At 72.3% G+C, this 19,551-nt stretch carries 13 protein-coding genes; 4 read left to right on the forward strand and 9 right to left on the reverse strand.

Going from position 1 to position 19,551, the window contains the following annotated elements; genetic code table 11:
• Positions 1-55: 55 nt before the first annotated feature.
• The 4 genes from B0675_RS06015 to B0675_RS06030 form a co-directional block, all read right to left on the reverse strand.
• The gene (locus tag B0675_RS06015; RefSeq protein ID WP_081217706.1) at positions 56-883 is read right to left on the reverse strand and encodes a glycoside hydrolase domain-containing protein; all 828 of its coding nucleotides are present in this window, start codon (positions 881-883) and stop codon (positions 56-58) included.
• Positions 884-1,164: 281 nt separating this feature from the next.
• Positions 1,165-2,646 (reverse strand): serine/threonine-protein kinase, encoded by a 1,482-nt coding sequence (locus tag B0675_RS06020; protein WP_277625245.1) that lies wholly within the window; start codon positions 2,644-2,646, stop codon positions 1,165-1,167.
• Between the two features lie 38 nt (positions 2,647-2,684).
• Complete coding sequence (locus B0675_RS06025) at positions 2,685-3,290, reverse strand: hypothetical protein (RefSeq protein ID WP_081217708.1); 606 nt, start codon at positions 3,288-3,290, stop codon at positions 2,685-2,687.
• A gap of 199 nt (positions 3,291-3,489) precedes the next feature.
• Positions 3,490-5,517 (reverse strand): N-6 DNA methylase, encoded by a 2,028-nt coding sequence (locus tag B0675_RS06030; RefSeq protein ID WP_081217709.1) that lies wholly within the window; start codon positions 5,515-5,517, stop codon positions 3,490-3,492.
• Positions 5,518-5,830: 313 nt separating this feature from the next.
• Between B0675_RS06030 and B0675_RS06035 the strand changes: the two genes are divergently transcribed.
• Entirely contained in the window at positions 5,831-6,580 is a 750-nt protein-coding gene (locus B0675_RS06035; protein ID WP_081217710.1) for a hypothetical protein, read from the forward strand.
• A 93-nt stretch (positions 6,581-6,673) separates the two neighbouring features.
• Here the strand turns inward: B0675_RS06035 and B0675_RS06040 are convergent, their stop codons facing one another.
• Positions 6,674-7,405 carry an HNH endonuclease family protein gene (locus B0675_RS06040; RefSeq protein ID WP_081217711.1) on the reverse strand — a complete coding sequence of 244 codons (732 nt, stop codon included), beginning with the start codon at positions 7,403-7,405 and terminating at the stop codon, positions 6,674-6,676.
• Positions 7,406-7,576: 171 nt separating this feature from the next.
• Here B0675_RS06040 and B0675_RS06045 point away from each other — a divergent pair, with 171 nt between their 5' ends.
• Complete coding sequence (locus B0675_RS06045; RefSeq protein ID WP_081217712.1) at positions 7,577-7,759, forward strand: Rv0909 family putative TA system antitoxin; 183 nt, start codon at positions 7,577-7,579, stop codon at positions 7,757-7,759.
• A gap of 307 nt (positions 7,760-8,066) precedes the next feature.
• Here B0675_RS06045 and B0675_RS06050 read toward each other — a convergent pair whose 3' ends face one another.
• Positions 8,067-9,029: a hypothetical protein gene (locus B0675_RS06050; protein ID WP_241539711.1), complete on the reverse strand. Its 963-nt coding sequence runs from the start codon at positions 9,027-9,029 to the stop codon at positions 8,067-8,069.
• A gap of 108 nt (positions 9,030-9,137) precedes the next feature.
• Here B0675_RS06050 and B0675_RS06055 point away from each other — a divergent pair, with 108 nt between their 5' ends.
• Positions 9,138-9,728 (forward strand): TetR/AcrR family transcriptional regulator, encoded by a 591-nt coding sequence (locus tag B0675_RS06055; RefSeq protein ID WP_081217713.1) that lies wholly within the window; start codon positions 9,138-9,140, stop codon positions 9,726-9,728.
• Positions 9,729-9,985: 257 nt separating this feature from the next.
• Here B0675_RS06055 and mfd read toward each other — a convergent pair whose 3' ends face one another.
• The 3 genes from mfd to B0675_RS06070 form a co-directional block, all read right to left on the reverse strand.
• Positions 9,986-13,537: a transcription-repair coupling factor gene (gene mfd, locus B0675_RS06060; protein ID WP_081217714.1), complete on the reverse strand. Its 3,552-nt coding sequence runs from the start codon at positions 13,535-13,537 to the stop codon at positions 9,986-9,988.
• Positions 13,538-13,920: 383 nt separating this feature from the next.
• Positions 13,921-16,485, reverse strand: a complete 2,565-nt coding sequence (locus B0675_RS06065) for an ABC transporter permease (protein WP_081217715.1) — start codon at positions 16,483-16,485, stop codon at positions 13,921-13,923.
• Positions 16,482-17,270 (reverse strand): ABC transporter ATP-binding protein, encoded by a 789-nt coding sequence (locus B0675_RS06070; protein ID WP_081217716.1) that lies wholly within the window; start codon positions 17,268-17,270, stop codon positions 16,482-16,484. Before B0675_RS06070 ends, B0675_RS06065 begins: the two co-directional genes overlap by 4 nt.
• Before the next feature lie 480 nt (positions 17,271-17,750).
• Here B0675_RS06070 and B0675_RS06075 point away from each other — a divergent pair, with 480 nt between their 5' ends.
• Positions 17,751-19,244, forward strand: a complete 1,494-nt coding sequence (locus B0675_RS06075) for an MFS transporter (RefSeq protein WP_241539901.1) — start codon at positions 17,751-17,753, stop codon at positions 19,242-19,244.
• Positions 19,245-19,551 lie beyond the last annotated feature (307 nt).

Here is a 19,551-nt window from a genome sequence, read left to right on the forward strand (position 1 = left end):
CCATTCGACCAACGATTCACGACGACTTCGGGCACCGCCGCACGTCACATCGCGATCAGCCCGTGATCGCGACGGGCGCGTCCCACGCGTCGCGGTCCACCGTGATCGTGTAGGCGCCGCGGGTCTCCTTGCTGTTGACCATGTACTGGTGCGCGCGGCTGTGGTTCGTGAACTGGGTCGCTCCCCACGGCCAGTCGGCCGTCGTGGTGTTGTTCTTGTCCCACAGCGCGTACCAGAGGTTGCCCGGCAGGTCCGTCTTGTCGCTCGCCGTCGCGATCGCCGTGGCGCTGGAGCTGGTGAAGCCGTAGTAGCCGGTGCGGTACGTCTTGGCGTGCAGGGTCTTGTCGAAGGCCCGCACGTACGTCAGCACGGCGTCGTTGCACGCCTTGTTCGTGACGTCGTACGACTCCATGTCGAGGTAGACCGGGCTGCCGGCCTTCATGCCGAGGGCCGCGGCCTTGGCGACCGCGTCCGCGCCGTCCTTCGCGCCGAGGGAGGCGGCCGTCGAGGCGGTCATCTTCTCGGGGCTGCTCCCCGTCTGGCAGGACGGCTGCGCGCCGACGTACAGGGGGACCAGTTTCCAGCCGAGCGCGCTGACCGACTTCACCCAGGAGGCGGTCAGGTTGGGCTGCGCGCAGCCGCGGTTCTTGCCGCCCACGTAGACGGCGGCGGCTCCGTAGAAGCCGGTGTGCCAGGCCTTCATCGCGGACAGCGAGGGCGCGGCGCAGGCGTCGAAGGCGCGGCCGGTGAAGGTGCGCTGCGCGGGCCACGTGGTCGCGGCCATCGAGGTCTGCGCGGCGATCCCCGCGCCGGCGACGACGGCGGCACCGGCCGCGGCCCAGGCCACGTATCTGCGCTTCTTGGAATGCCGATGGCTGGACATGAAAATTCCCACCCCATGGTTCAACTGGTGCAACGGGTACGACGGGTACGACGGTCGGAACGGCACGACGGGTCGACGGCCGCCAGGGCTGCCGTGCCGGTGCTGTGTGCCGGGTGCGGGTCACGCGGTCGTGCGGCGCGTCCGGACCGGGCCGCGCACGCGCGCGTGACGCACGGAAGACCGCAACTTACCCGGCGCGTCCCTCCGCCCGGGTAACCCCGCCCCCTGATCATCACAAGTTTCGGCCAAGGCGGCGCAAAACCTTCGGCGTCCGGGCGGGCTCAGCCCCGGACCTGCCCGAGCCACTGGAGTGTGCGGCGGATCTCCCCGGCCATGGGGTGCCCGGGCCCGCGCAGCCGGTCCACGTCGTGCAGGAGCCGGGCCAGCGTGTCGTGGGCGGCGGCCCGGTCGCCGAGCGCGAGCAGCAAGTGGCCCATCCTGCGGCGCACTTCGAGCGAGATCTCCGGGTCTCCCGCGACGTACTGGTTCTCGTAGTACGGCAGCAGCGCGCGGTACTCGGCCAGGGCCGCGGCGGGTTCGCCGAGCTGTTCCAGACACTGGGCGGCGTCGTAGCGGAAACGCAGTGACTGCGGGTCGGCGTGGCCCGCCTCGGAGGCGCGCTCGTCGGCGAGCCGGCGCAGTTCCGGCAGGGCGCGGCGGTACTGGCCGTCGTCCATGAGCGTGGCCGCGTACTGCTTGCGCAGGGTGCGCACCACCGGCGAGTGCTCCCCGTGCTCGGCGGCGGCGGCCGGGAGGATCGAGCCGAGGATGTCCACGGCCTGCGTGATGCGGCCCTCGCCGAGCAGCCGCTTCACCTCGTCCACGGCACCGGCCACGTCGGGCTTCTCCACGGCGGGCGCGGCCTGCGGCTGGGTCGCGGGCGTCCGTGCACGGTCCGGCCACGGGGCGTGCGGGCGCAGGAACGGCCGCGTGGGATCCAGCGGCGCGCCGGTGGGCGTGCCGCGCGCGGGCAGCAGCGGGAGGAGCTGCTCGTACGTCTCCTGTGCGGAACCCGGGCGGTGCTGGGGGTCCTTGGACAGCAGGCGCAGCACCAGGTCCTCCAGCGCGGGCGGCACCTCGGGGCGCAGCCGGCGCACCGGCAGCGGCGGCTCGTACAGGTGCCGGTGCAGCACGCCGAGCGCGGTCGAGCCGGAGAACGGCACGTCCCCGCTGAGCAGTTCGTGCAGCAGCACACCGAGCGCGTACAGATCGGTGTACGGGCCGACCGCGCCACCCATCGCCTGCTCGGGGGCCATGTAGGCGGGGCTGCCGATGGGCGAACCGGTGTGCGTCAGCCGCGTGGTGTCGGTGTCCATGACGGAGGCGACGCCCAGGTCGAGGACGGTGACCGTGCCGTCCTGCTTGACCATCACGTTCCGCGGCTTGAGGTCGCGGTGCACGATCGGCACGGCGTGCACCGCGCTCAGCACCGCGCACAGCTGGGCGGCGACCGCGACGGCCCACTGCCACGGGTAGGGGTCGTGCTCGGCGAGGTGGTCGGAGAGGTCCGCTCCGTCGACGTACTGCATGACGAGGAACAGCTCGTCGCCGACGCTGCCCGCGTCGTGGACCGTGACCAGCCCCGGGTGGTCGACCTGCGCGGTCACCCGGCACTCGCGCACGAAGCGGCGGCGCAGCTCGTCGGCCTCCTGGCCCGCCACCTTGTCGGGGCGCAGCAGCTTGACCGCGACCCGCCGGTCCAGGCGCTGGTCGTAGGCCGTCCAGACCTGGCCCATGCCGCCCTGGCCGATGAGCGTGGACAGTTCGTAGCGGTCGGCGATCACCCGGCCCGTCGCAAGGCTCACCTGCCGTCCCCGCCGTCGGTCCGGCCGTCGCGCTTGCGGAGGTAGTCGCTGAGCTCGTCGAGTTCGGCGCGCACCTGGTCGATCCGCACGGGCGCGGGACGCTGCGGAGGCGGCGGCACGACGGGCGGCTGCGGCAGGGGCGGCTGCTGGTGCGGCACCGGCGTCCCGTACGGCGATCCCGTACCGGCCGTCTGCGGGTAGCCGTAGTGCGGGCCGGGCTGCGGGGTCCGGTGGAGCGGCGCCGGGTAGCCGGGCGGGGCGAGCCGGCTGTAGTGGCGGATGTCCGCGAACAGGAAGTACCCGGTGCAGGCGACCGCGTTGAGCAGCAGGATGCTCATTCCGACGTTGCCGTTCGGGCTGCTGAAGTCGTCGGTGTGGTCGGTGCTCAGGTAGGCGAAGCTGATGCCCATCGCCAGCAGCGACCCGAGGAAGATCCACCAGTCCACGGCGCGGCGCGTCACCAGCGCCACGCGCAGGGTGGACCCCCATGCCAGGAAGCCGATGCTCAGGAGCGGCAGCGCTCCGAAGATCACGCGCAGCGCGACGAGCAGCCCGGTCGGGGGTCGCTTCGGCGGAGGCGGCGCGTAGCCGTGGCCGTGCATGGCTGCTCCTGGAGGCCTGATGGGGACGGACGTACGAGTTGGAAGTCCGAGCGTATAGGCCGACAAGGACAACCGGTCCCGGGTTGTACCGAACCGTTGTCGCGCTGATCACTTCACGTGGTCCGGCGCCCGCGTGGCGCCCCTTCGGGAAGCCGCCGTTCCGCCCGTCCGGGGCGCCTCCGCCGTCACCCCGCGCGGGTCAGCCGGGAGCGACCGTCCCGTCCGTCAGCCCGTCGTACATGCCGCGGACGAGCTGCTCCCCGAGGCGCCCGGCGCGGCGCAGCGCGTCCTCGAACTCGGCGAGGGCGCGGAAGCGTTCGCCGTAGCGGCGCTGGTCCTCCAGCGGCAGGCGCGGCAGGTGCAGCCGTCGTACGTCGAGCCGGGTGGCGGTGGACGCGTAGCTGCTGGCCTGCCGGTTGTTGGCGGTGCCGCGCAGGAATCCCGCGAGGAACCACGGGTCCAGCGCGGCCAGGTCGGGGCGCAGGAGGGTGAGGTTGCGTCCCAGTACCGCGCCGGCCGTGTCCGCGTCGATCACGCGCGCGACGGAGCCGCCCCCGAGCACGGGGACCACGACGTCGCCCGCCTCGACCGGGACGGTCTCCTCGTCGCCCTCGGGGAGACTCCCGGAGGGTGCGGTCCCGGCGAGCACGTCGTGGTCGGTGAGCACCCTGGCGCGCGCGGGCGCGCTGTTTCCGCCCGTGCGCAGCAACAGGGCTCCTCCGCGCGCCAGTTCGCCGACGGTGATGAGCGGCCAGCGCACGGCGGGGGTGTGCAGCGCCTCGGGGGGCGTGAGGCCTGCGGCGAGCCGCAGGGTCTCACCGAGGTCCTCGCGCACGCTCGCGAGCCGCTCGGAGCCGCCTCCCGCGGCGGCCGGCGGCAGATGGCGGGCGGGCGCGAGATCCACGTCGTCGTCGAGGAGTTCGATGACCGGCACCGAACGGCTGAACCCCGGCTCCTCCCGCACGCTGCCCGCGCGTTCGAAGGGCCGCCACGCGTCGAGCACCGCTCCGCGCACGGCGGCCCAGTCGAAGGCCCTGCCCTCCCCGGCCGACGCGCCGGTGTCCACGAGCAGCAACTCGGGCTGTGCGGGCGCCTTCTCGGGACGGCGCAGCACCCAGACGTGCAGCGGGATGTTGTACGGCGGTGCCGCGCCGATCGGCAGCGCGATCACGGCCCGCAGCGCGCCGCGGCGCAGCAGGTCGGCGCGGATACGGCGGCCGGAGCGGCGCGAGGCGGCGGCGGGCGGCATGAGGACGACGGCGCTGCCGCCGTCCCTGAGGTGCGCCAACGCGTGCTGCACCCATGCCAGTTCGGACTCGGTGCGGGCCGGGAAGCCGTACTCCCAGCGGGCGTCGTAGGCGAGTTCGTCGTGTCCCCAGTTGCGTTCGTTGAACGGCGGGTGGCACAGCACGACGTCGGCGCGGAGCGTGGGAAGGGCGTCCGCTCGGAGGCTGTCACCGGTGGCGGTCCGCACGGCGGCCTTGCCCTGGAGCGCCAGCCGCAGCGCGGAGAGCGCCGCCAGTTCGGGGGCGCTGTCCTGCCCGAACAGCTCCTGCCCGGGCCGGGCGGCCACGGCGCGCAGCAGGGCGCCGGTGCCGCACGCCGGGTCGAGTGCGGTGCGTGCCGGTCCCGCGAGTTCCGCCATCAGCGTCGCGAGGCCGGCGGGGGTGAGCGTGTACTGACGGGGGTTGGCGTCGAGGTGGCGCCCCAGAAGGAACTCGTACGTCTGGCGGGCGCCCAGCTCGGCGGCCAGTTCGGCGGCGCCGCGCAGCAGGGGTGCGGAGGTGAGCAGCTCCGGACCGGCCGGGGTGTTCACAGCGCGTTCGCGCGGGGGGCCGAACCTCGGGGTGATCACCTGGTCGAGGGCGGCGGGCAGCAGCGCGGCGAGCCGTTCGTCGGAACCGGCGCTCAGTTCCAGCCAGTCGGTGGGGCGGTCGTGGATGAGCAGGAGCACGCAGCCCGCGTGGACGAGGGCGGTGACAGGGCCTCCAGGGTGACCGGCGAGCTGCTGCCAGACGCGTTCACGGAGGGGGACCTCGGCGAGTTTCCCCTGGTCGCGCAGCCAGGCCTCGACCTCGGTGAGGGCGAAGGAGGGACTGGTCTCGGTACCGCCGACCGGTTTGGGGAAGTCGGCGTGGCGGCGGCGCCAGTTGCTGACGGCCGCGCGGCCGACTCCGGCGAGCCGTGCGATTCCGGCGGCGGTCACCTCTGTCGCGTTGTGCTGCACCCGCCCGGCTCCCCTCGTTCTGGTCGGCACCCCTGTGACCCCGGCCGGCCCGCCGTCACCACCGCACCGCAATCCCGGTGTTCTGGCACTTCGGCAGTCCGGTGCTCCGGTGTTCCGGTGCGTGGCGCCGAGCATACCGGCGCATGCAAGATCTACCCCTTCACAGGCGTGTACACAACCTTCCCCGTGAACCGTGTTGACTCGGTTCACAAGCTCTGCTGTTATTGACCCATCGAACGGGCAGGCCGCCGGAGCGATCCGGCCGCCCCTGGCTCCACCGACACCGCCACCCACTCCACGCCAAGGAACTCTCATGCGTCGCACCGCACTTGCCGCTCTCTGCCTCGCCGCCGCGGCCACCGCCGGTCTCACCGGTTGCCTGCCCGGCGAGACCAAGGCGGACAGCAAGCCGAAGGGTCCGTTCGCCGGTCTGTCCGGGGGCGAGATCGCCGACCGGGCCGTGAAGGCCACCGACGGCGCCGCCTCGCTCCGGATGAAGGGCGACGTGCCCGACGACGAGGACGGCGGCACCATCCGTATCGACATGGCCCTCAACAAGAAGGGTGACTGTGCCGGAACGCTGGGCATGGGCGGCCAGGGCAAGGCCGATCTCATCAAGACCGGCGACACCGTCTACATGAAGTACGACGAGGCGTTCCTGCGCGCCCAGGGCAAGGGCGACTCCAAGGCCGACACGGACGCGGTCGTGAACATGCTGGCCGGCAAGTGGACCAAGATGTCCGCGACCGGCTCCGACGCCAAGGACATCGCGGGCTTCTGCGACCTCGACTCGGTGCTCGCCGGCGCGGAGGACGTCAACTCCGATGCGACGCGCGGCAGGACGACCACCGTCGACGGGACCGAGGCGATCATCCTGCACGAGAAGGACGGCAAGGACCGGTACACCCTGTACGTCGCCACGAAGGGCAAGCCCTACCTGCTGCGGGTCGACAGCACCTCCGCCAAGGACCCCGGCACGATCACCTTCGGCGACTACGACAAGCCGGTCCCCGCCACCAAGCCCGCCGGCAAGGTCATCGACATCGACAAGCTCGGCAGCTGACCGGCGGGACGCGGGGGTACGGCGTCCGTCCGGCGCCCGGCCCGCGACCGGACGCGGCCGGGGGGCCGGGGGACGCACCGCCGGGCACGGCCGCTAGTTCGCGGTGAACCGCTTCGGGGCGTCCGTCGGGTTGCCGCCGGAGGGGAGCTTCTGGCCGGGGCAGCCGGACAGGACCTTCTTCATCGCGGCCTTCTCGGAGCCGGTGACCCACAGCCCGTACTTCTTCTTCACGGCCACCTGTCCCGCCACGTACGTGCAGCGGTACTCCTTGTTCGGCGGGAGCCAGGTCGCCGTGTCGCCGTCGCCCTTGCTGCGGTTGGCGCTGGCGCCGACGGCGGCGAGGTTGAGCGGGTCGTTGGCCAGCGCTATCCGCTTGCTCGCGTCCCAGTACTTGGCGCCCTTCTGCCAGGCGTCCGAGAGGGCGACGAGGTGGTCGATGTCGACCAGGCTGCGCCCGCGGGTGAAGGTGACGTCCTTGCCGCCGTAGGGGTCCGGTTCGAGGACTCCGTGCGACACCTTGCACTTGCCGTCGCTGTACTTCACGTCCTTGAGGTCCCGCTTGAGGATGTCGTCGCGGGTGTCGCAGTGGTTCGCGTCGGTGTCGGCCCAGGCCGTGCCGAACCGCTCCCTGCTGTAACCGGTCTTCGGGGCACGCCCCTTGACGGTCAGCGAGTCCACCGCGGAGAGCGCGGCCCCGCCACCTCCGCCGCCACCGCCCGCCGTCTCCTCGGGCCCCGCGGAACCTATGGCGTCCTCTTTGCAGCCGCTGACCCCGGCACCGAGCACGATCAGCACCGCCGCGGCAGCAGCCGCCCCACCCCTCATACGCACGACAAACGCCCTCCCCTTCGCCTGCCCGGGTCCGCCCCGCCCGGGCGTGCTTCCCCTCTGCCCAACCTATCGGGGCGTACTCCCGGGTCATACCCGACCCAACGGGCAATTGGCGCACGCCCGGCGTATCGTCGGTGGTGAGTCAGCCCCCGGAAGGAGCTCTGGATGGGCATCTTCGACAGGTTCAAGAGCAACCGCGCGGCACAGGACAAGGCGAAGGACATGTCCGACGCCGCGGAGAAGCAGGTCAACAAGAAGACCGGCGACAAGTACACGGACAAGGTCGACGACGCGCAGGGCAGGGCCGAAGGCGCGATGGGTATGGACCGTGACCGCGACCGGCCTTGATCGGTCCTGACCGGCCCGGACAGCCATATCCGGAGCGGATGCCGGGAGCGGGTGCCCGAGCGGGCATCCACTCGGCCTTCCCCGCAGTCGGCCGCGTGCCGAGGTGACGGCGCCTCAGAACCGAAGAGGTCCGTGTCGGACTCCGACAGGTCGGTGATCCCACGGCCGGTGTGAACGGACCGGTGGCCCTGGCCCTCCTCGCGCGCCCCTCACGTCCCGCCCCACCACGGTGTCCCACCGGGTGGGGCCGACGTCGTCATGGACTCGGGTCCGACGACCCGGCAGCGGCCCGGGCGTCCCGCCCGCCTCACACCTTCCCGATGCCCAGCGTCGTCTCCGCGGGCAGCAGCCCCGAGCCGATGACCGCCACCCAGAACTCGCCCAGCAGATCGGCGAGTCGACCGGTGGCATCCGGACCGAGCGACTGCCAGGGCCCGGCGGCCAGTCGGTCGGTTCGCTCCTCGACCTCGCGGCGCAGCGCACGGCCGGCGTCCGTCGTGACACCTCCTGCGTCCACCAGGCCGCGGGCGGCGAGCCGCTCGCGGCCGGCCGCCCATTCCCGCGGGCTCCACCCGCGGCTCTCGAAGCGCTCCACCGAGGCCGCGCCTATCGCGGCGAACGAGACGAGGGACTCGACGGGATCGAGACCGGCGACGAGCAGAGCCGCGAGGTGGCCGTCGCCGCGGTGTTCGCGCAGGATCGTCGCCGCGTGCCACAGCTGGAGGTGCGGCGGCTCGGGCCAGTCCAACGCGGCGCCGGCCGCGGCGAGCGGGCGCCCCGCCGTGTTCGCCGCCTCGGCCGCCCGCCGGGCGAGAGCCGCGGCCTCGGCCATCTGTGGCCCGGCGATTCCGTCACCCAGCAGCGCCCGGTAGGCGCGGTCGACGGATCGCTCCCGCGCGGCGAGCACCTCCTGCGGACTCGCCGTCCGCCAGGCCGACGCGATGTGTTCGTCGACCATGCGAGGGCTGAAGCTGTAGAAGGCGGAGGCCACCCGCTCGGCGCCGACGGGGCCCAACGGGGCCGCGCGGTAGGGGAAGTAGCTCGGCCAGCGCTCCTCGGTCCCGAACCCGAGCGCGGCCGCCTCCTCGAAGCTCTCCGGCGCGTAATACAGCACGGCGTGCAGGGGCTCCAGAAGATGCCACAGCCGGCGCACCTGGCCCGGTGCGATCCCGCCCTCGCCGACACCCCCCTCCGCCGCCGCCACACCGCCTCCCCCGGTGCTCCCCTCGAACCGATCCGTCCCGCCGGCCCCGCTGACGTTCCCCGACATGACCGCTCCCCTTGTCACGTGACGACCCGCTCCACAACTTGACACCGACAAGATTGCCCGACCGCCCCGCAACTTGTCAATGACTAGATTCCGCGTACGCTGCTGTCCATGAATCCCGCCCCGCCCAGCGACTCCGCGCGCCCCTATCACCACGGGGATCTGCGGCGCGCCATCCTCGGTGCCGCGCTCGACGTCATCGCCGCCGAAGGGCCCACGGCGCTGAGCCTGCGTGACCTGGCCCGCCGCGCGGGTGTCTCGCACGCCGCCCCGGCGCACCACTTCAAGGACCGCACCGGCCTGCTCACGGCGATCGCGGCGGAGGGCTACGCGCTGCTGGCGGCGGCACTCGACACGGCTGACGACCTGCGGGACGCCGGCGTTCGCTACGTCCGCTTCGCGCGGGAGCACCCCGCCCACTTCCAGGTCATGTTCTCCCCCGAGCTGCTCCGCGGGAACGACCTGGAGCTGACGGCGGCCAGGACCCTCGCGGGCGAGCGGCTGCGCGCCGCCGTCTCCGACGTCCCCGCCGAGGGCCGGGGGGAGGACGCCCGGCTCGCCGGGGTCGCGGCCTGGTCACTGGCCCACGGCTTCGCGACGCTCCTGCTCAGCCACAATCTGGACGGCCCGGTGGGCGACCAGGACCCCGACGAGGTGTTCCACGCCCTGACGGGCCTGCTGTTCCGCCCCCGGCAGCCGTGACCGGGGACCGGGCGGGCCCGGCGTCCTGGGCGCGAAGGCACGCCCGGCCCTCGGGCCGGGACGGAGCACCACCGGTCCTGCCGGTGTCACGGACCACCGCCCCCTGCCGGCGTCACGGACCACCGGCCCCCGCCCGCGTCACGGACCACCGGCCCCCCCCGTCGGCGTCACGGAACCGCCGCTCCCTGCCGGGCTCCCGCCTTCGGACGGCGGGAGCCCGGCCGCCGGAGACGACCGGGCACCCGCGTCCGGCTGGGCTACGACCCGAGGATCGTGGCGAGGAACTCGCCGGTCCAGCCGAGGAGTTCGCGGCCGACCAGCGGCTTCCCGCCCACCTTCGCCGTCTTCGGGCGCGGGACCAGGAGCTGGTGGGCGGCCTGCTTGACGACCGTCCCCGGGTAGAGCCGCTGGAGACGCAGCTCCTGGGACTCCCTCAACTCCACCGGAGCGAAGCGGATGTTGTTGCCCTGGAGGACGATCTCCCCGACCTCGCAGCTGCGCGCCAGCATCCGCAGCCCCGCGACGAGGAGCAGGTTCTCGACCGGCTCGGGCAACTTGCCGTAGCGGTCCACGAGTTCCTCGCGTACGGCCTTCACGTCCTCCTCGGTGTTCGCGGAGGCGATGGACCGGTACGCCTGGAGACGCAGCCGCTCGCCCGGCGCGTAGTCGTGCGGGACGTGCGCGTCGACCGGCAGCTCGATCTTGACCTCCAGCGGCGGCTCCTCCTCCACCCCGCCGTCCAGCGCGGCGCGGTAGTCCGCGACGGCCTCGCCGACCATGCGGACGTAGAGGTCGAAGCCCACCCCGGCGATGTGGCCGGACTGCTCGCCGCCGAGCAGGTTGCCCGCGCCGCGGATCTCGAGGTCCTTCATCGCCACGTACATGCCCGCGCCCATCTCGGTGTGCTGGGCGATCGTCGCGAGCCGCTCGTGCGCCGTCTCCGTCAACGGCTTCTCCGGCGGGTACAGGAAGTAGGCGTAACCGCGCTCGCGGCCACGGCCGACGCGGCCGCGCAGCTGGTGCAGCTGCGAGAGACCGAAGTTGTCGCCGCGCTCCACGATCAGCGTGTTCGCGTTCGAGATGTCGATGCCCGACTCGACGATCGTCGTGGAGACGAGCACGTCGAACTTCTTCTCCCAGAAGTCGACGACCACCTGCTCCAGGGCCTGTTCCGACATCTGTCCGTGGGCCGTCGCGATCCGCGCCTCGGGCACGATCTCGCGCAGCCGGGCCGCCGCGCGGTCGATGGACTCGACCCGGTTGTGGATGTAGAAGACCTGTCCCTCGCGCAGCAGTTCACGGCGGACCGCCGCGCCGATCTGCTTCTCCTCGTACGGGCCGACGAAGGTCAGCACCGGGTGCCGCTCCTCCGGCGGGGTGGTGATCGTCGACATCTCGCGGATGCCGGTGACCGCCATCTCCAGGGTGCGCGGGATCGGCGTCGCGGACATCGTCAGGACGTCGACGTTCGCGCGGAGCTTCTTCAGCTGTTCCTTGTGCTCGACGCCGAACCGCTGCTCCTCGTCGACGATGACCAGGCCCAGGTCCTTGAACTTGGTCTCCGAGGAGAACAGCCGGTGGGTGCCGATGACGACGTCGACCGATCCGTCGCGCAGCCCTTCCAGGGTCGCCTTCGCCTCGGTGTCGGTCTGGAAGCGGGACAGGGCGCGGACATTGACGGGGAACTGCGAGTAGCGCTCGGAGAACGTGCCGAAGTGCTGCTGCACCAGCAGGGTCGTGGGAACCAGGACCGCCACCTGCTTGCCGTCCTGGACCGCCTTGAACGCGGCGCGGACCGCGATCTCCGTCTTGCCGTAGCCGACGTCGCCGCAGATCAGGCGGTCCATCGGGACCGTCTTCTCCATGTCGTCCTTGACCTCGGCGATCGTGGTGAGCTGGTCGGGCGTCTCCACGTACGGGAAGGCGTCCTCCAGCTCGCGCTGCCAGGGGGTGTCGGCGCCGAACGCGTGCCCGGGGGCGGCCATCCGCGCCGAGTACAGCTTGATCAGGTCGGCGGCGATCTCCTTGACGGCCTTCTTGGCGCGCGCCTTGGTCTTGGTCCAGTCGGCGCCGCCGAGGCGGTGCAGGGTCGGGGCCTCGCCGCCGACGTACTTGGTGATCTGCTCCAGCTGGTCGGTGGGGATGTAGAGGCGGTCGCCGGGCTGGCCGCGCTTGGCGGGGGCGTACTCCACGACCAGGTACTCGCGGGTGGCGCTCTGCACGGTGCGCTGGACCATCTCGATGTAGCGGCCGACACCGTGCTGTTCGTGGACGATGTAGTCGCCGGCCTCCAAGGTCAGCGGGTCGATCGTCTTGCGGCGGCGGGCCGGCATCCGGGCGCCGTCCTTGCCGGCCGCCTTCTGGCCGGAGAGGTCGGTCTCCGTCAGGACGGCGAGCCGGAGGGCCGGGTCGACGAAGCCGTAGTCGATGGAGCCGCAGGCCACGTGCACGACGGAGGGGCCGATGTCGGTGAGGTCGATGTCCAGGCGGGCGGCGATGCCCTCGCCGCCGAGCACCTCCGCGGTGCGGGCGGCCGGTCCCTGTGCCTCGGTGACGTAGACGGCGCGCCAGCCCTCGGCCAGCCAGCCCTTGGTGTCGGCGAGCGCGCGGGCGGTGTCGCCGCGGTAGGTCTCGGGGGCGTGCATGCCCAGCTTGAGGGTGTCGCCCGCCGCGCCGGGGGCGAAGTCGGCGAGTTCCCCGTCGGCGGCGAACGGCGACACCGACCACCACATCATGTCCAGCGCGCGTGCCCGTTCCCGTACGTCCGCGATGGACCACAGGGAGGCGGCGCCGACGTCGATGGGTGCCTCGCCGCCGCCCGCGGTGGCCGCCCAGGACGCCTGGAGGAACTCCTGCGAGGTGGCGACGAGGTCCGCGGCCCGGGTGCGGACCCGCTCGGGGTCGCAGACGACGGCCATCGAGCCCTCGGGCAGCACGTCGAGGAGCAGTTCCATGTCGTCGACGAGGACGGGGGCGAGGGACTCCATGCCCTCCACGGCGATGCCCTCGGCGATCTTGCCGAGGAGTTCGCCCAGCTCCGGGTGGGCCTCGGCGAGTTCCGCCGCCCGGCGGCGCACGTCGTCGGTGAGCAGCAGTTCGCGGCAGGGCGGCGCCCACAGGCCGTGTTCGGCGACCTCCAGGGACCGCTGGTCGGCGATCTTGAAGTAGCGGATCTCCTCGATGTCGTCGCCCCAGAACTCCACGCGCAGGGGGTGTTCCTCGGTGGGCGGGAAGACGTCGAGGATGCCGCCGCGGACGGCGAACTCGCCGCGTTTCTCGACGAGTTCGACACGGGAGTACGCGGCCGCCGCGAGCGCCTCGACGGTCTCGCCCAGGTCGGCGCTGTGCCCGGTGCGCAGGATCACGGGCTCCAGGTCGCCGAGCCCCTGCACCTGCGGCTGGAGCACGGAGCGGACGGGGGCGACGACGACGGACACCGGGCCGGTCTCCGGGTCGTCGGGGCGCGGGTGGGCGAGCCGGCGCAGCACGGCGAGGCGGCGGCCGACGGTGTCCGAGCGGGGCGAGAGCCGTTCGTGCGGCAGCGTCTCCCACGAGGGGTAGTCGACGACGCCCTCCGGGGGCAGGAGGGTGCGCAGGGCGGCGGCCAGGTCCTCTGCCTCGCGGCCCGTCGCGGTCACGGCGAGGACGGTGCGGCCGGCCTCCCGGGCCAGGGCGGCGATGGCGAAGGGGCGTGCGGCGGGCGGGCCGACCAGGTCGACGTGCATCCGGTTGCCGTCGCCGGCGGCCTTGACCGCTTCCGTGAGGGCGGCGTCCTTGACGACGGCGTCGAGCAGACCGTGCAGGCTCATGAAGGGCTTCCATCCCGGGGAGTGGGCAACGCGAGACGCCCGACACGTGGGACGGGCCGGGGGTTATCCAGCCTACGACTCCGCGCCGACTCGCGCGTGGCCGTTCCTCGTGGGACCGGTCACCCAGCGTGACGCGCAGGCGCGGCGGCCGGGCGCTTCCCTGTGTCCCCGGCCCGTGCCCCCGGCCCGGTTCGGTGCGGGGGACCGGGGGGCCTCGCCGGGGTGGGACGTCCGCAGGCACCCCCGGCCCCGCTCGGTGAGGCGGGGGCCGGGACGCGCCGAGGGCCCGGTCCGAAGAGCGTGCTGCTCCTCGGACCGGGCCCGTCCGCCGCGACCCCCGTGCGCGGTGGTCCGGTGCGGCCGTCCCCGGCCGGGATCGCCGGCTATTCGGTGGCGATGGCGTTCAGGACGTTCATCCGGCCGGCCCGGAACGCCGGGATCAGGGCGGCGAACAGGCCCACGAAGGCCGATCCGATGAAGACGCCGATGATCGTCGGCCACGGGATGTCCAGGACCTTCAGCCCCTCCAGGGCGAGGAGCTTCTGGGCGGTGGCGCCCCAGCTCATGCCGAGCCCCAGTCCGAGGAGGGCGCCGAAGAGGGCGATGACGACCGACTCCAGGCGGATCATGCGGCGCAGTTGGCGGCGGGAGAGGCCGATGGCGCGCATCAGGCCGATCTCGCGGGTCCGCTCGACGACCGACAGGGCGAGGGTGTTGACGACGCCGAGGATCGCCACCACGATCGCGAGGCCGAGCAGGCCGTAGACCATGTTCAGGAGCTGGCCGACCTGGTCCTTCAGTTCCTGCTTGTAGTCGGTCTGGTCGCGCACCTGGTACTGCGGGTACGGCTCCATGGCCTTCTTCAGGGCCGCGTAGGCCTGCTTCTGCCGGCCGTCCTCGGCCTTGGCGAACATGATCTCGTTCGGCGGGATCTTGCTCGCGGGCACGTACTTCTTCATGGTCGCGATGCTGGTGTAGCGGGCGCCCTTGTCGATGGCGACGTCGTCGTCCGTGATGGCCGCGACCTTGAGCTTCGCCGTGGAGCCGCCCTTGAAGGCGACGCTGATCGTGTCGCCGACCGTGACGTGGTGCTTCTTGGCGTACTCGGAGCCGACCGACATGGCGTTCGTGCCGTACGCCGCCGCCAGGTCACCGGCGGTCGTCTCGCGCCGCAGGTCCTGGGCGTACGAGGGGTCGGCCGCGGTGATCTCGTAGTCCTCGGCCTTGCCGTCGGGCGAGGTCATCGTGGTCGAGAGGTCCTTGTAGCGGGTGACGTGGTCGAGGCCGGGGGTGTCCTGCATGGCCTTCTCTGCCTGCGGGACGATCCGCTGCTGCCCTTGGACGATGAAGTCCGCGCCGACCGACTTGTCGAGTTCGTCGGTCGCCGAGGCCACCATGGACGAGCCGACGACCGAGAGGCAGGCGACCAGGGCGAGGCCGATCATGAGGGCCGCGCCGGTGGCGCCCGTGCGGCGCGGGTTGCGCAGCGCGTTGCGTTCGGCGAGCCGGCCGACCGGGCCGAACATCCGGAGCAGGACGGCGCTGATCACCCGGACCACGCCCCCGGCCAGCAGCGGGCCGACGATCACGAAGCCGATCAGGGTGAGCACGACGCCCGCGCCGAGCACGAGCGAACCGTCGCTCGCCTTGTCCGCGGTGGCCGCGAGGTACAGGGCGAAGGCTCCGGCGCCGGTCAGCACCAGGCCGATCAGCCCGCGGACGAGTCCGGCCCTGCCGTCGGCGGGGGTGCCGGCGTCGCGCAGCGCGGCCATCGGGGAGACCTTGCCGGCGCGCCGGGCCGGGAGGTAGGCGGCGAGGACGGTGACGACGACGCCGAGGATCATGCCGATGACGGGGGTGGCCGTCTTGACGGTCAGGTCGCGGGTGGAGAGGTCCATGCCCATGGAGGACATGAGTTTCATCAGGCCGACCGCGAGGCCGATGCCCGCGGCGACGCCGAGGACGGAGCCGATGAAGCCGAGGAGCAGCGCCTCGACCAGGACGGAGCGGTTGACCTGCTTGCGGGAGGAGCCGATGGCGCGCATCAGACCGATCTCGCGGGTGCGCTGGGCGACCAGCATCGAGAAGGTGTTGATGATGAGGAAGATGCCGACCAGGAACGCGATCCCGGCGAAGCCGAGCATGGCGTACTTGATGACGTTCATGAACGCGCCGACGCCCTCGCGGTTCTCGTCGGCGTTCTCCTTCTGCGTCTGGATCTTGTAGGACCCGTCGAGCGTGGTGGAGACGTTCTGCTTGAGGCGCGTGTCGGAGACGCCGGCCGCGGCGGTGACGTTCAGCTGGGTGAACCGGCCCGTGGAGCCGAGGAGTTCGCGCTGGGCGGTCGCGGTGTCGAAGTAGACGACGGCGGCACCGGGGTTGGTCACCTTGAAGGTGGCGATGCCGACGATGCGGGCCTTGAAGTCGCCGGTGACGGCGATGGTGCGCAGTTCGTCGCCCATCTTCAGGTGGTGCTTGTCGACGGTGTCGGCGTCGACCATGACCTCGGTCGGGCCGCGCGGGGCGTGGCCGGAGGTGATCTCCATGGACCGCAGGTCGTTGTGCGTCCAGTTGCCGGCGATGGTCGGGGCGCCGGTCGTGGAGCCCATGTTCTTGTTGTCACCGTTCACGACGGTCACGTTCATCGAACTGACCGCGCCCTCGGCCGACTTGACGCCGTCCGCCTGCCTGGCCTGCGCCAGCGCGGAGGCCGGGACAGACTCGGGCTTGCCGTTCTGCGGGGTGTCGTCGCTCTTCGCCGCCTTCGGCAGCACGGTCACGTCCGAGGAGGTGACCGCGAAGAGCTTGTCGAACGTCGTGTTCATGGTGTCGGTGAACACCAGGGTGCCGCAGACGAAGGCCACCGACAGCAGGACCGCCACGGCGGACAGCGCCATGCGTCCCTTGTGCGCGAAGAAGTTGCGCATCGAGGTCCTGAGGACGGTCATGACGTCCGCCCGCGGGAGTCGAAGTCCTTCATGCGGTCGAGGACCTGGTCGGCCGTCGGCTGGTGCATCTCGTCGACGATCCGGCCGTCGGCGAGGTACAGGACGCGGTCCGCGTACGAGGCGGCCACCGGGTCGTGCGTGACCATCACGATGGTCTGGCCGAGGTCGTCCACGGAGCGGCGCAGGAAGCCCAGCACCTCGGAGCCTGCCCGGGAGTCGAGGTTTCCGGTCGGTTCGTCACCGAAGATGATCTCGGGGCGGGCGGCCAGTGCCCGGGCCACCGCGACGCGCTGCTGCTGGCCGCCGGAGAGCTGGTTCGGCCGGTGCTTGAGGCGGTCCGCGAGTCCGACGGTCTCGACGACCTGGGCGAGCCACGCCTTGTCGGGCTTGCGGCCCGCGATGTCCATGGGGAGCGTGATGTTCTCCAGCGCGTTCAGCGTCGGGAGCAGGTTGAACGCCTGGAAGATGAACCCGATCCGGTCCCGGCGCAGCTGCGTCAGCTTCTTGTCCTTGAGGCCGGTGATCTCGGTCTCGTCGAGGTGGATCTGGCCGGAGGTGACGGTGTCGAGGCCGGCGAGGCAGTGCATCAGCGTGGACTTGCCGGACCCCGAGGGGCCCATGATCGCGGTGAAGCGGCCCCGCTCGATGTCCACGTCGACGTGGTCGAGGGCGACGACGCGGGTCTCCCCCGACCCGTACGCCTTGACGACCTGCCGCGCTCGCGCGGCAACGGCCGTACGCCCTCCAGTGCCCCCGTGCCTGGGAATGGTTACAGCCGATGTCACGGTATGTCTCCTATGTCGGCCAACAGGGCGAGCTGCTGGGCTGCGAAGGTTCGAACGGTCGGGAGGGACGGCGGTGTTCGCGCCGCCCCGGTGTGGTGCGCTGCCCACGTCCGTAAGTCTGGTGCCGGCGGAGGGTCGGGCGCGCTGGTGCACGGCCCCGTCTTCTGCTGGGGAAAACCCCACCCCCCAAGGTGTGGTCCGTACGAGGCGAACCCGCCCTCCGACGACGTAAAGCCAGGTTAAGGAAGCACCCCGGCCCGTCTCGTCCTCCGCCGGGACGAACCCGCCCCGACCCGTAGTAAGGAGGTCCCCCTAGGGGACCTCCACCCTTCGGTGGACAACTCCTCGGGGTCGCGTCCACCCCCGGGCCCACCGGCGGACGCCCTCCCGCGCCCCTGCCCCCAAGTGGCAAGCTGGTCCCGGCAGACGGATGCAGGGGGAAGGGATCCCGTGGGCGAGGGGGACACCGGGATACCGGTCGTGCAGGAGAAGCCGCCGGTCGGAGACCGTGCGGACGACCGCCGCCGGCGGGCCGTCGTCGCCGCGCTCATGCTGGCGATGGGGCTGGCCGCACTCGACTCCACCATCGTGTCGACGGCCGTGCCGCAGATCGTCGGCGACCTCGGCGGGTTCTCCGTCTTCTCCTGGCTGTTCTCGGGCTATCTCCTGGCCGTCACGGTCACCCTCCCCGTCTACGGCAAGCTCTCGGACACCTTCGGCCGCAAACCGGTCCTCGTCGCGGGCGCGGCCGTCTTCCTCATCGGCTCGCTGCTGTGCGCCACCGCCTGGAACATGGCGGCGCTCATCGCCTTCCGGGTCGTGCAGGGGCTGGGCGGCGGCGCCCTCCAGGGCACCGTGCAGACCCTCGCCGCCGACCTGTACCCGCTGAAGGAACGCCCCAGGATCCAGGCCAAGTTGTCCACGGTGTGGGCGACCTCGGCGATCGCGGGCCCCGCTCTCGGCGGTGTCCTCGCCGCGTACGCCGACTGGCGGTGGATCTTCCTCATCAACCTGCCGATCGGTGCCGTCGCCCTCTGGCTGATCGTCCGCCACCTGCACGAACCGCAGCGGGCCCCGCTGGCCCGCCGGCCCCGCGTCGACTGGGCGGGCGCCCTCGCCGTGTTCGCCTGCGGCGGTGTCCTGCTGACCGCCCTCGTGCAGGGTGGGGTCGCCTGGGCCTGGCTGTCGGCGCCCTCGCTCGCCCTGTTCGGCGCCGGACTCGCGCTGGTCGGCGTCGTCGTGGCCGTCGAGCGGCGCGCGGCGGAGCCGATCATCCCCGGATGGGTGTGGCGCCGCCGGACGATCGCCGCCGTCAACCTGGCCCTCGGCGCGCTCGGCCTGCTCATGGTCGCGCCGACGGTCTTCCTGCCCACCTACGCGCAGGCCGTCCTCGGTCTCGCCCCGGTCGCCGCCGGTTTCGTGCTCTCCGTATGGACGTTGAGCTGGCCGGTGTCCGCGGCGCTCAGCCAGCACGTCTACCGCAGGATCGGCTTCCGCAACACCGCCTTGATCGGCATCGGCACCGCCACCCTCCTGCTGCTCGCCTTCCCCTTCCTCCCGTATCCCGGCGAGCCGTGGCAGCCCGCGCTGCTGATGCTGCTGCTCGGCGGCGCGCTCGGGCTCTTCCAGCTCCCCCTGCTCATCGGCGTCCAGTCCACGGTCGGCTGGGCCGAGCGCGGCACGACCACCGCCTCCGTCCTCTTCTGCCGCCAGACCGGACAGACCCTGGGCGCCGCCCTCTTCGGCGCCGTCGCCAACGGAGTGCTGGCCGCGCGGCTCGGCGGCGCCGGAGACCTCGACGCGGTGACCCGGGCCCTCGACTCGGGCGCGCCGGCCGGACATCTGCGGCACGCGGTCGCCGACGCCGTCCACGCCGTCTACCTCGGCGCCGCGGGGGCCGCCGCCCTCGCCTTCCTCGTCCTGCTGCTCGTCGCACCGCGCCGCTTCCCCGTCCTCAAGGACGCGGCGGACTGACCGCGGGCCGGCACCGCCCGCAGCCGGCGACGGGGGTCCGGACACCGGCGCGCGCATGGCCCGTCGGGGAGCCGCCGGACCCGGCGCCGCCCGCGCCCGGGGAAAGCGCGTTCACGTCCCATCCGTCACGGGGTGCACTCCAGTCCCACACGTGACGTCCTGCGAAACCCCTCCGGAACTCCGGCGGAACTCCACAGGTGAACGCGGGTAACACCCCAGGTCACCGAAGTAAGCGCGTACCGACCGACCAGTTCGGTCAAACCGCTACGCACGCGAGCTACCTACGAGTAGCGTGCGCTGCTCACCC

The sequence above is a fragment of the Streptomyces sp. M41(2017) genome (genome assembly GCF_002078175.1).
Lineage (GTDB): Bacteria > Actinomycetota > Actinomycetes > Streptomycetales > Streptomycetaceae > Streptomyces.

Coding starts and splice junctions, on each gene's coding strand:
- B0675_RS06025 (WP_081217708.1), bottom strand. CDS start 3,290: ATGCACGGCCACGGCTACGCGCCGCCTCCGCCGAAGCGACCCCCGACC.
- B0675_RS06035 (WP_081217710.1), top strand. CDS start 5,831: ATGCGTCGCACCGCACTTGCCGCTCTCTGCCTCGCCGCCGCGGCCACC.
- B0675_RS06055 (WP_081217713.1), top strand. CDS start 9,138: ATGAATCCCGCCCCGCCCAGCGACTCCGCGCGCCCCTATCACCACGGG.
- B0675_RS06040 (WP_081217711.1), bottom strand. CDS start 7,405: ATGAGGGGTGGGGCGGCTGCTGCCGCGGCGGTGCTGATCGTGCTCGGT.
- B0675_RS06015 (WP_081217706.1), bottom strand. CDS start 883: ATGTCCAGCCATCGGCATTCCAAGAAGCGCAGATACGTGGCCTGGGCC.
- B0675_RS06065 (WP_081217715.1), bottom strand. CDS start 16,485: ATGACCGTCCTCAGGACCTCGATGCGCAACTTCTTCGCGCACAAGGGA.
- mfd (WP_081217714.1), bottom strand. CDS start 13,537: ATGAGCCTGCACGGTCTGCTCGACGCCGTCGTCAAGGACGCCGCCCTC.
- B0675_RS06050 (WP_241539711.1), bottom strand. CDS start 9,029: ATGTCGGGGAACGTCAGCGGGGCCGGCGGGACGGATCGGTTCGAGGGG.
- B0675_RS06045 (WP_081217712.1), top strand. CDS start 7,577: ATGGGCATCTTCGACAGGTTCAAGAGCAACCGCGCGGCACAGGACAAG.